This is a genomic window from Citrobacter sp. CK195 (assembly GCF_030333365.1).
GTDB classification, from domain to species: domain Bacteria; phylum Pseudomonadota; class Gammaproteobacteria; order Enterobacterales; family Enterobacteriaceae; genus Citrobacter_B; species Citrobacter_B koseri.
Genome location: NZ_JAOWGB010000006.1, coordinates 1 through 11,549 on the forward strand (window position 1 = coordinate 1; position 11,549 = coordinate 11,549).

General features: G+C 50.6%; 12 protein-coding genes and 1 pseudogene. 8 read left to right on the forward strand and 5 right to left on the reverse strand.

Annotated elements, in window-relative coordinates; all coding sequences use genetic code 11:
• Positions 1-144: 144 nt before the first annotated feature.
• Positions 145-648: a molybdopterin-guanine dinucleotide biosynthesis protein MobB gene (gene mobB, locus OGX93_RS00040; RefSeq protein ID WP_286448780.1), complete on the reverse strand. Its 504-nt coding sequence runs from the start codon at positions 646-648 to the stop codon at positions 145-147.
• On the reverse strand, positions 645-1,229 hold the full coding sequence (gene mobA / locus OGX93_RS00045; RefSeq protein WP_286448781.1) for a molybdenum cofactor guanylyltransferase MobA: 585 nt from the start codon (positions 1,227-1,229) through the stop codon (positions 645-647). The genes mobB and mobA overlap by 4 nt, the downstream gene beginning before the upstream one ends.
• Before the next feature lie 68 nt (positions 1,230-1,297).
• On the opposite strand from mobA, the gene OGX93_RS00050 reads away from it, so the two are divergent.
• The 3 genes from OGX93_RS00050 (at position 1,298) to dsbA (ending at position 3,280) form a co-directional block, all read left to right on the forward strand.
• Positions 1,298-1,567 carry a YihD family protein gene (locus tag OGX93_RS00050; RefSeq protein WP_012133952.1) on the forward strand — a complete coding sequence of 90 codons (270 nt, stop codon included), beginning with the start codon at positions 1,298-1,300 and terminating at the stop codon, positions 1,565-1,567.
• Positions 1,568-1,643: 76 nt separating this feature from the next.
• On the forward strand, positions 1,644-2,630 hold the full coding sequence (locus OGX93_RS00055; protein ID WP_200054094.1) for a serine/threonine protein kinase: 987 nt from the start codon (positions 1,644-1,646) through the stop codon (positions 2,628-2,630).
• 26 nt (positions 2,631-2,656) lie between these two features.
• Positions 2,657-3,280: a thiol:disulfide interchange protein DsbA gene (gene dsbA / locus OGX93_RS00060; protein WP_012133950.1), complete on the forward strand. Its 624-nt coding sequence runs from the start codon at positions 2,657-2,659 to the stop codon at positions 3,278-3,280.
• Between the two features lie 12 nt (positions 3,281-3,292).
• Here the strand turns inward: dsbA and yihG are convergent, their stop codons facing one another.
• Complete coding sequence (yihG, locus tag OGX93_RS00065; RefSeq protein ID WP_047459928.1) at positions 3,293-4,228, reverse strand: 1-acylglycerol-3-phosphate O-acyltransferase, YihG family; 936 nt, start codon at positions 4,226-4,228, stop codon at positions 3,293-3,295.
• A gap of 363 nt (positions 4,229-4,591) precedes the next feature.
• Between yihG and polA the strand changes: the two genes are divergently transcribed.
• Entirely contained in the window at positions 4,592-7,378 is a 2,787-nt protein-coding gene (gene polA, locus OGX93_RS00070; RefSeq protein WP_049009351.1) for a DNA polymerase I, read from the forward strand.
• A 166-nt stretch (positions 7,379-7,544) separates the two neighbouring features.
• Positions 7,545-7,592 (forward strand): small protein SpfP, encoded by a 48-nt coding sequence (spfP, locus tag OGX93_RS22305; RefSeq protein ID WP_071892919.1) that lies wholly within the window; start codon positions 7,545-7,547, stop codon positions 7,590-7,592.
• Between the two features lie 306 nt (positions 7,593-7,898).
• Here spfP and yihA read toward each other — a convergent pair whose 3' ends face one another.
• Complete coding sequence (gene yihA, locus OGX93_RS00075; protein WP_024130677.1) at positions 7,899-8,531, reverse strand: ribosome biogenesis GTP-binding protein YihA/YsxC; 633 nt, start codon at positions 8,529-8,531, stop codon at positions 7,899-7,901.
• A 241-nt stretch (positions 8,532-8,772) separates the two neighbouring features.
• On the opposite strand from yihA, the pseudogene OGX93_RS00080 reads away from it, so the two are divergent.
• The 3 genes and pseudogenes from OGX93_RS00080 (at position 8,773) to hemN (ending at position 11,247) form a co-directional block, all read left to right on the forward strand.
• A pseudogene (locus OGX93_RS00080) lies at positions 8,773-8,997 on the forward strand (hypothetical protein).
• A 178-nt stretch (positions 8,998-9,175) separates the two neighbouring features.
• A complete protein-coding gene (gene yihI, locus OGX93_RS00085; protein ID WP_012133944.1) occupies positions 9,176-9,685 on the forward strand; it encodes a Der GTPase-activating protein YihI in 510 nt (169 codons plus the stop codon).
• Between the two features lie 188 nt (positions 9,686-9,873).
• Complete coding sequence (gene hemN, locus OGX93_RS00090; protein WP_101744345.1) at positions 9,874-11,247, forward strand: oxygen-independent coproporphyrinogen III oxidase; 1,374 nt, start codon at positions 9,874-9,876, stop codon at positions 11,245-11,247.
• Between the two features lie 90 nt (positions 11,248-11,337).
• Here hemN and OGX93_RS00095 read toward each other — a convergent pair whose 3' ends face one another.
• The gene (locus tag OGX93_RS00095; RefSeq protein ID WP_096753919.1) at positions 11,338-11,448 is read right to left on the reverse strand and encodes a YshB family small membrane protein; all 111 of its coding nucleotides are present in this window, start codon (positions 11,446-11,448) and stop codon (positions 11,338-11,340) included.
• Between the last annotated feature and the right edge of the window lie 101 nt (positions 11,449-11,549).

Sequence of the window (11,549 nt, forward strand, 5' to 3'; positions counted from 1 at the left end):
CCCATGCGAGAGTAGGGAACTGCCAGGCATTAATTAAAGTGAAGAGGCCATCCTGAGGGATGGCCTTTTTGCGTTCATGCACCCGGGTGCAGCCGGATGACGCTGCGCTTATCCTGCCTGCAAAAAACCTGTGCCGCCCGCGTACTATCGTCCCAGCCAACGCAAAACAAATGTAGCGATCTGTGGTATATCATTGATATCTAATAGCGGGACATCCAGGGAAAGCGGAATGTCGCTGGCGACGGCGATCACATGCTCATCAATGGTCAGCTCCTCCACTTCATGCCCACACCCCTGTCGGAATAATAAGATCTTCGCCACCGCTTCGTGCTTAAAACCTTCAACAAGCACTATATCCAGCTTAGAAGCATCCATTCGACTCACCAGATACGTTAAATCCAGCTCAGGTTCTTCCGGTGTTTCTGTCATCAGCGCCCAACGTTGCTGACTGGCGACAAGCGTTTGTGCTGCGCCTGCCTTGCGTAACTCGTAACTGTCTTTGCCGGGCTTATCTACGTCCATATTGTGATGGGTATGCTTAATTAACCCTGGGCGAACCCCTCTGGCGCATAACGCTGGAATCAATTTCTTGAGCAGCGTAGTCTTACCGGTGCCGCTCCATGCGGCTATGCCGAGTAGTGGGATCATGATTTCTCCTGCCATCTGGCGAGCTCTTCCGGCGTATTCACATTCACAAATGCCTGCTTAAAATCACTGAAATCAACAGCATGACCACCGGCCTGGCGCATAAAGACCATGACCCGCCGTTCACCTGACTGGAGATATTCCTGTAAGAAAGGTGCTACGGAGCGATTAACCAGTGCAATTGTCGGGTGGTCCCGCTCGCCGTCGTGAACCCATACGACAGGCGCGTTATTGCGCTGAGCTTTTAAACGCGCAACCAGATCGCGGGGAATGTAAGGTGTGTCGCAAGGGCAAAACAGAAACCAGTCTCCCTTCTCTTGCTGTAAAACAGACAACATACCCGCCAGAGGCCCCGGAAAATCGGCCAGTGAATCGGGGATCACTTTCAGACCGCTTTGTTGATAAATATCCTGATGGCGATTCGCGTTAATCACGACGGTTTCAAGCTGAGACGCCAGCGTATCAGCAACATGCTTCCAAAGTGGTTTGCCATCCAGCTCAAGCAGACCCTTATCTGCCCCCCCCATTCGCCTGGCTTTACCGCCTGCCAGCACAACCCCCGTTATTGCACTCTCCAGATTCACTGATATCGCCTCTTTTATTGTGGGATTGACCCTGCTAACGTATCTACATCAAATTAAGGAGCACAGCCATGAAATGTAAACGCCTGAATGAAGTCATTGAACTCCTGCAACCAGCCTGGCAGAAAGAGCCCGATCTTAATCTGCTGCAATTTTTACAGAAACTGGCGAAAGAGTCAGGTTTTGACGGCGAACTGGCGGATTTAACCGACGACATTCTGATCTATCACCTGAAAATGCGTGACTCCGCAAAAGATGCGGTGATTCCTGGCATTCAGAAAGATTATGAAGAAGATTTCAAAACGGCGCTATTACGCGCACGCGGCGTGATTAAAGAGTAAAACCTTGTAAGCGGCGCCACCGAAATCGCCACAAAATGATATCCTGAATCATTCGTAGTATTTTCCGGATGATGGGATGAACGATAACGCTTTTACTTTCCAGACATTACACCCGGATACCATCATGGATGCGCTGTTTGAACAGGGAATCCGGGTGGATTCCGGTCTTACCCCGCTCAACAGCTATGAAAACCGCGTCTATCAGTTTCAGGACGAAGACCGTCGACGCTTTGTCGTTAAGTTTTATCGCCCTGAGCGTTGGTCTGCCGATCAAATACGGGAAGAGCATCAGTTTGCACTGGAACTGGTAAAAGATGAGGTGCCGGTTGCGGCGCCGCTTGTCCTCAATGACCAGACGCTACTGAACCACCAGGGGTTCCACTACGCGATTTTCCCAAGCGTCGGCGGGCGACAGTTCGAAGCAGATAATATCGATCAGATGGAAGCGGTAGGGCGCTATCTGGGTCGCCTGCATCAGACCGGGCGTAAACACCCTTTTGCCTTCCGGCCGACAATGGGCCTGGAAGAGTATCTCATTGAACCTCGTAAACTTTTCGAAGACGCATCACTGATTCCCGCGGGGCAAAAAGCGGCTTTCCTGAACGCGACGGACACTCTTATTGCCGCCGTTACCGAACGTTGGCATACCCGTTTTGAGACGCTGCGTTTACACGGGGATTGTCATGCCGGAAATATCCTCTGGCGTGATGGCCCGCTGTTTGTTGATTTAGATGATGCCCGCAATGGCCCTGCCGTTCAGGATCTGTGGATGCTGCTGAATGGCGATAAAGCCGAGCAGCGGATGCAGCTTGAAACGATTATCGAGGCTTATGAAGAAGTTAGTGAGTTCGATACCGCTGAAATAGAACTTATTGAGCCTTTACGCGCGATGCGTTTGGTTTATTATCTTGCCTGGCTGATGCGTCGCTGGGCTGATCCTGCGTTTCCTAAAAATTTCCCGTGGTTAACCGGGGAAGATTACTGGCAACGGCAGACTGCGACATTTCTTGAGCAGGCAAAAGTGCTGCAAGAACCCCCTTTACAATTAACGCCAATGTATTAAACGGACACATCAGGAGAGAGTTGATCATGAAAAAGATTTGGCTGGCGCTGGCTGGTATGATTTTAGCTTTTAGCGCATCGGCAGCGCAGTTCAGTGATGGTAAGCAATACATCACACTGGATAAGCCCGTTGCTGGCGAGCCTCAGGTTCTGGAGTTTTTCTCCTTCTACTGCCCGCACTGCTATCAGTTTGAAGAAGTGCTGCACGTTTCTGATAACGTGAAGAAAAAGCTGCCTGAAGGCACCAAAATGACCAAATACCACGTTGAGTTCCTGGGCCCATTGGGTAAGGACCTGACGCAGGCATGGGCTGTGGCGATGGCACTGGGCGTAGAAGATAAAATCACTGCGCCGATGTTTGAAGCAGTACAGAAAAACCAGACCGTTCAGTCTGCTGCCGATATTCGCAAAGTATTCGTTGATGCGGGTGTGAAAGGTGAAGACTACGATGCGGCATGGAACAGCTTCGTGGTGAAATCACTGGTTGCGCAGCAAGAAAAAGCGGCCGCTGATCTCCAGCTTCAGGGTGTACCGGCGATGTTTGTAAACGGCAAATATCAGGTTAACCCGCAAGGGATGGATACCAGCAGCATGGATATCTTCGTACAACAGTACGCCGATACCGTGAAACATCTGGTTGAAAAGAAATAAAAAAATCGCCGGTCATTGACCGGCGTTTTTGTTTTCCGCTTTAATCTTTTCTATCTGTTCGTCTTTTTCATTCCAGAGTGCATTCAACCAAAGCTGGAAACGGCGTTTGAATCCTTTGTCGTTCACATAGTCACCGTGCAGCTCTTCTTTAATCGGCTCCAGATCGATACGTACCACGATGCGCGTCAGTTTACCGCTCAACATATCGTAGAATGGTTTCCGATCGTTTTCCGGGTAGCAGAGGGTAACGTTGAGCAGCTTATCAAACTGAGACCCTAAGACGTTTAGCGCCATCGCGATCCCCGCCGCTTTTGGTGGGAGAAGGTTTTTATATGGCGAGCGAGTTTGCCGACGTTTCTCTTCGGTAAAACGCGAACCTTCGACAAAATTTACGATCGTTGTGGGATGCGCGCGAAATTTCTCGCAAGAACGGCGGGTTGTTTCTACATCTTTACCGCGTTGTTCGGGATGACGGAGCAAATAAGCGCGCGAGTAGCGTTTCATAAACGGCATATCCAGCGCCCAGCAGGCCAGGCCGATAAACGGCACCCAGGCTAACTGCTGCTTAAGAAAGTATTTATTCATTGGAATGTGCTTACGGAACAGAACGCAAAGCACCACGATATCGGCCCAACTGTGATGGTTACAAATAAGCAGATACCAGTTTTTCTTGTTCAGGCCTTCCAGCCCTTCCACGTCCCATTTAAGCCACGGATTGAGATGCAGCAGCAGCGCCAACCCTTCACACCAGCAGTACATCATGAAATTACAAAAAACGGATACCTTGCGCCAGACGACAGGAATGGGCAAAAGGAGCTTCACGATCCCGGCAAGGATGATCGGCACAGAACAAAAAATAGTGACCAAAATGGTCAATACGATACTCAGCAACAGCGTTATCGCAGCGAGTATTCTTGTCATAATTAAATTATTCAACGGGTTAGCCATAAATAGTGCGCGAAAGAGACGCAAGGGGCTGATTTTATCAGAAAACGCATCAAATGACGGGTCTTAGCGAAACAGAAAAAATATTGATATCTATCCACACACTGAGATGACGCTGAATAATGGGATAAAGTTCTGGTGATTTAATTAACGTATTGAAAAATAAGAGTAAGTTTAATGAAAATTAAATCATCAGGATGAAATTAAATGAAATGTAATAATTTATGCACAAAGTTATCCACAGTTCGCTTTGCGAGCGATCCAGAAGATCTACAAAACTTTTTCGACAAATGCGGCGAAAAACTCATGTTTTCATCCTGTCTGTGGCATCCTTTACCCATAATCTGATAAACAGGCACGGACATTATGGTTCAGATCCCAGAAAACCCACTTATCCTTGTAGATGGCTCATCTTATCTCTATCGCGCGTATCACGCCTTTCCTCCTCTGACGAACAGCGCAGGGGAGCCTACAGGGGCGATGTACGGTGTTCTCAACATGCTGCGCAGCCTGATTATGCAGTATCAACCGACGCATGCCGCAGTGGTATTTGATGCCAAGGGTAAAACCTTCCGTGATGAGTTATTTGAACATTACAAATCGCATCGCCCGCCGATGCCTGATGACCTGCGTGCGCAGATTGAACCGCTGCATGCGATGGTAAAAGCGATGGGCCTGCCGCTGCTGGCCGTTTCGGGCGTGGAAGCGGACGACGTTATCGGTACGCTGGCGCGTGAAGCCGAGAAGGTGGGCCGTCCGGTGCTGATCAGCACCGGTGACAAAGATATGGCCCAGCTGGTGACGCCAAATATCACGCTGATTAATACCATGACCAATACGATTCTGGGCCCGGATGAGGTCGTGAACAAGTACGGTGTTCCACCCGAATTGATCATCGATTTCCTGGCGCTGATGGGCGACTCTTCCGATAACATTCCTGGCGTGCCGGGCGTGGGTGAAAAAACCGCCCAGGCGCTCCTTCAGGGGTTAGGCGGGCTGGATACCCTGTATGCCGAATCAGATAAAATTGCGGGCTTAACCTTCCGTGGCGCGAAAACCATGGCCGGGAAGCTTGAGCAGAATAAAGAGGTGGCTTACCTCTCTTATCAACTGGCTACCATCAAAACGGATGTCGAACTGGAGCTAAGCTGCGATCAGCTTGAAGTACAACAGCCAGCGGCTGAAGAGTTGCTTGGCCTGTTTAAGAAATATGAATTTAAGCGCTGGACCACCGATGTGGAAGCGGGTAAATGGCTACAGGCGAAAGGTGCGAAGCCCGCAGCAAAACCGCAGGAATCCATTGTTATTGATGAAACGCCAGACGTGCCTGCGACCGCGCTTTCTTACGATAACTACGTCACCATCCTGGATGAAGCGACGCTGGAAAGCTGGATTGAGACGCTGAAAAAGGCGCCCGTTTTTGCATTTGATACCGAAACGGACAGCCTGGATAACCATGCGGCGAATCTGGTTGGTCTCTCTTTTGCTATTGAACCGGGCGTGGCGGCCTATGTTCCTGTGGCGCATGACTACCTGGATGCGCCCGATCAGATTTCCCGCGAGCGAGCGCTGGAGCTGTTGAAGCCGCTGCTGGAAGATGAGAAGGCGCGTAAGGTTGGGCAAAACCTGAAGTACGATCGCGGCGTATTGCAGAACTATGGCATTGAGCTGCGTGGTATTGCTTTTGACACTATGCTCGAATCCTACATTCTGAACAGCGTTGCTGGCCGCCACGACATGGACAGCCTGTCCGAACGCTGGTTGAAGCATAAGACCATCACTTTTGAAGAGATTGCCGGTAAAGGTAAAAATCAGCTGACCTTTAACCAGATTGCCCTGGAAGAGGCCGGACGTTATGCCGCAGAAGATGCGGACGTTACGTTACAGCTGCATTTGAAAATGTGGCCAGAGCTACAGCAGTACAAAGGGCCGCTGAATGTCTTCGAGAATATCGAAATGCCGCTGGTGCCGGTGCTTTCCCGCGTAGAGCGTAACGGTGTAAAAATCGACCCTGCCGTGCTGCACAAGCATTCAGAGGAGATCACGCTGCGTCTGGCGGAGCTGGAGAAGAAGGCGCATGAGATCGCCGGAGAAGAATTTAACCTCTCTTCTACCAAACAGTTGCAAACCATTCTGTTTGAAAAACAGGGTATTAAGCCGCTGAAGAAAACGCCGGGCGGTGCGCCGTCCACCTCGGAAGAGGTGCTGGAAGAGCTGGCGCTGGACTATCCGCTGCCGAAGGTGATTCTGGAATATCGCGGGCTGGCGAAGCTGAAATCGACCTACACCGATAAACTCCCGCTGATGATCAACCCGAAAACCGGGCGAGTGCATACCTCTTATCATCAGGCGGTGACCGCGACGGGGCGTTTATCGTCTACCGATCCTAACCTGCAAAATATTCCGGTACGTAACGAGGAAGGGCGCCGTATTCGTCAGGCGTTTATCGCTCCGCAAGATTACGTCATCGCATCAGCGGACTATTCGCAGATTGAACTGCGTATTATGGCGCACCTTTCCCGCGATAAAGGTCTGTTAACCGCCTTTGCCGAAGGAAAAGATATCCACCGGGCGACGGCTGCTGAAGTGTTTGGACTGCCGCTGGAGAGCGTTACGGCTGAACAGCGCCGCAGCGCCAAAGCGATTAACTTTGGTCTGATCTACGGCATGAGCGCATTCGGTCTGGCGCGTCAGCTCAATATTCCGCGCAAAGAGGCGCAGAAGTATATGGATCTCTACTTCGAACGCTACCCTGGCGTACTGGAATATATGGAGCGCACGCGCGCTCAGGCAAAAGAGCGAGGCTATGTTGAAACGCTGGAAGGGCGTCGTCTCTACTTGCCGGATATTAAATCCAGCAATGCTGCGCGTCGTGCTGGTGCGGAACGTGCCGCCATCAACGCTCCGATGCAGGGGACGGCAGCAGACATCATCAAGCGCGCTATGATTGCCGTCGATAAATGGCTGCAAGATGAACAGCCGCGCGTGCGTATGATCATGCAGGTACACGATGAACTGGTGTTCGAAGTGCATAAAGATGATCTCGACGTGGTATCGAAAAAGATCCATCAACTGATGGAAAACTGCACGCGTATTGATGTGCCGTTGCTGGTGGAAGTGGGTAGCGGCGAAAACTGGGATCAGGCGCACTAAGGCTTTACTGAATAACGCGCTTTTTTCGTAACTAAGCAACATAAGATAGAACGTTTTGTGATGATCATTAGAATTCCCTATGTAAAGAATGAAAAAAAATTACAAAAAGTGCTTTCTGAGCTGCTCAAAAAAGAGTAAAGTTATTCGCGTAGGGTACAGAGGTAAGATGTTCTATCTTTCAGACCTTTTACTTCACGTAATCGGATTTGGCTGAATATTTTAGCCGCCCCAGTCAGTAATGACTGGGGCGTTTTTTATTTTGCTCGTCATACTTCAAGCTGCATACGCGTTGGCTTCGAATTATTCGGCTCATCCATGAGCCTCACCCTTACGGGCCGCCGCTTCGCGGCGTTCAAATCTGTTCCAGACAGATTTGTCGCTCACCCCAGTCACTTACTTATGTAAGCTCCTGGGGATTTGCTGTGTTGCCGCCTTTATGCAACTCGAATTATTTAGAGCAAGAATAAAGAACTGTAGGCCGGATAAGACGCGCAGCGGCGCCATCCGGCATATCGGTGGGTTATTCCCCGTCCTGCGTCTCTTCCACGGGAGCCAGATCGTTAAACCAGCTATCCAGTTTCTGACGTAATTTATCCACGCCTTGCTTCTTCAGGGAAGAAAACGTTTCTACCTGCACATCGCCGTTAAAGGCCAGTACCGCTTCACGCACCATATTCAGCTGCGCTTTACGTGCGCCACTGGCCAGTTTGTCCGCTTTGGTGAGTAAAACCAGAACCTGAATGTTGCTCTCTACGGCCCACTGGATCATCTGCTGGTCGAGATCTTTTAACGGGTGACGGATATCCATCAGTACCACCAGGCCTTGCAGACTCTGACGTTTTTCCAGATATTCGCCCAGCGCGCGTTGCCACTTACGCTTCATCTCTTCCGGGACTTCTGCATAGCCATAGCCGGGCAGGTCAACCAGACGTTTGCCTTCAACCACCTCAAACAGGTTGATGAGCTGAGTACGGCCCGGTGTTTTGGATGTACGCGCCAGACTCTTCTGATTCGTAAGCGTGTTCAGCGCGCTGGATTTGCCTGCATTGGAACGGCCAGCAAAAGCCACTTCGATTCCGGTATCGGAAGGTAAATGGCGAATATCAGGCGCACTCATCACAAAGTGCGTCTGTTGATAATTCAAATTAGTCAAAGCGGTCGTCTCCGTCAGTCAAAGCTTTGCAGCGATTATACCTGAACAGCGGCAAAAGACGGATTTTTCAGCATGCGGGGTGTGTGTAAGCTAAAACCATGCTCTTTGTGAGACATTGCCGATTGTTCTTATGCGAAATTTCAGAGTAAGCGCAGACCGAAAATTAAGATAAAATAATAAAATCATAACGTTATGTTTCAGGCAATATTCTGAAAAGTGGACATTCGCGTTTCGATTACTTGTGCGTTTATGCCAGAAGAGTAAAGTAGCATCCATAGCGAGGAAGCTGTCAGGATTACGACTCAGGATGAGGGTCAGGAGCGCCAGGAGGCGAAGACGCAGGATTTGTCAGGAAGACAAACGTTCGGAGACGTTAGTAAAAGGAAATGGAAACAACACGGAATGTTTCAGGCTAAGGGAAAAACAGGGCGTGTTGGTAGCCAACAGGGATCGTAGAGCCCGTTAGGGTTGTTAGACAGCAAAAAAGGCGACAGATTACTCTGTCGCCTTTTTTCTTTATAGGGTTTCTGCTAGATTCCGCGGCAAATGAAACTCGTCATACTTCAGGTTGCATGTGCGTTGACTTCCTGCAACTCGAATTATTTAGAGTATATACTGACTAAAACAGCCAAAGACGAATCACTATGAAATCAACTTCTACACCACGCGGTAAAGGTCCCGCAAAAGCGCGTCGTAAAACACGCGAAGAGCTGAATCAGGAAGCGCGCGACCGTAAGCGTCAGAAAAAACACCGTGGTCATGCGGCGGGGAGCCGTGCGACAGGTGACAACGCGGCTTCAGGCGGTAAAAACCAGAACAAGCAGAAAGATCCACGAATTGGCAGTAAAACCCCCATTCCCCTGGGTGTGACCGAAAAAGTCACCAAACAGCACAAACCGAAGAGTGAGAAACCTATGCTTTCACCGCAGGCTGAGTTGGATTTACTGGAAACGGATGAGCGCCTGGATGCGCTGCTGGAACGTCTGGAAGCAGGCGAAACCCTGAGTGCGGAAGACCAAACCTGGGTAGATGCCAAACTGGATCGTATTGATGAGCTGATGCAGAAGTTGGGCCTCTCTTATGATGACGATGAAGAAGAGGAAGAGGACGAAAAGCAGGAAGATATGATGCGCCTGCTCCGGGGCGGCAACTAACGGGTTTACACCGTGGGCCTTCCCGTCCTGCTTATAACCCTTCCGGTTGTATGTTATCTGGTGTGGTTATTCGTTAAACTACAGCGGTTGTCGCGGCGACAGAAGTGGCTGCGCAACCGGTTTATTACCCGTAGTGGGGTAAAGCCGGTACGCCGTACCCGCCAGCGACGCCATCGGAAGGAGTGAGCATGTCTGAACAGTTGATAGACTGGGATCTGGCCCTGATCCAGAAATATAACTATTCCGGGCCACGATATACCTCGTATCCCACAGCGCTGGAGTTTTCGGAAGACTACGGCGAAGAGGCATTTCAGCACGCTGTGGCGCGTTACCCTGAACGTCCGCTGTCTCTGTACGTTCATATCCCGTTTTGCCATAAATTGTGCTACTTCTGCGGTTGCAACAAGATTGTGACCCGCCAGCAGCATAAGGCCGACCAATATCTCGATGCGCTTGAACAAGAAATTATTCATCGCGCGCCGCTGTTTGCCGGACGTCGCGTTAGTCAACTGCACTGGGGCGGCGGAACGCCAACGTACCTGAATAAAGCGCAAATCAGTCGGTTAATGACGCTTCTGCGTGGAAACTTTCATTTTAACGACGACGTCGAAATCTCGATCGAAGTCGATCCCCGTGAAATTGAGCTGGATGTGCTCGATCATTTACGCGCGCAAGGGTTTAACCGCCTGAGTATGGGGGTGCAGGACTTCAATAAAGACGTTCAGCGTCTGGTTAACCGCGAGCAGGATGAAGAGTTTATCTTCTCGCTGCTCAATCATGCGCGCGAGATAGGCTTCACCTCGACGAATATCGATCTGATTTACGGGCTGCCAAAGCAAACGCCGGAAAGCTTCGCCTTTACGCTCAGACGCGTGGCAGAGCTGAGCCCCGATCGCCTGAGCGTCTTTAACTACGCTCATTTGCCCACGTTATTCGCCGCTCAGCGCAAAATCAAAGAGGCTGACCTGCCCAGCGCGCAGCAAAAACTCGATATCCTGCAAGAGACCATCTCATCGCTGACGGAGACGGGCTATCAGTTCATCGGGATGGATCACTTTGCCCGCCCGGATGACGAGCTGGCCGTTGCCCAGCGTGAAGGTGTTCTGCATCGTAACTTCCAGGGCTATACCACTCAGGGCGATACGGACCTGCTGGGGTTGGGCGTTTCCGCCATCAGTATGATTGGCGACAGCTACGCGCAGAACCAGAAAGAGCTGAAGCGCTACTATCAGCAGGTGGATGAGCTGGGGAATGCGTTATGGCGCGGCATTGTGCTGACCCGCGATGACTGCATTCGTCGGGATATTATTAAGTCGCTGATCTGCAACTTCCGTCTCGATTACGCAGCGGTTGAACAGCAGTGGGATCTCAACTTCGCGGCGTACTTTGCGGAAGATTTAGCGCTGCTGGCGCCGCTGGCGAAAGATGGGCTGGTGGATGTGGATGATAAGGGGATTCAGGTTACGCCGAAAGGCCGTCTGCTGATCCGTAACATCTGTATGTGCTTTGATGCTTATCTGCGCCAGAAAGCGCGGATGCAGCAGTTCTCACGGGTGATTTAGTGGCGTTGCCCGGTGGCGCTACCGCTTACCGGGCCTACAAGTTAACATCAACCGTAGGTCGGATAAGCGTTAGCGCCATCCGGCACGCATTTAGCTAAACAGCCCAACCAGCGCTGCACACAGCACTGCGGCAACCGCAGTTTGTGGCGTGTGGCTGTCGACCGCTCCGCTCGATACCAGATTGATTAATGATTCCAGCATGATGATTCCCCCTGTTTGCCGGGCATGATCATACTCAACTCATCGGAACAGTAAAGCGCAAAATAACGGCAATTTGCGCTTAAATATTAATCTTTACACAA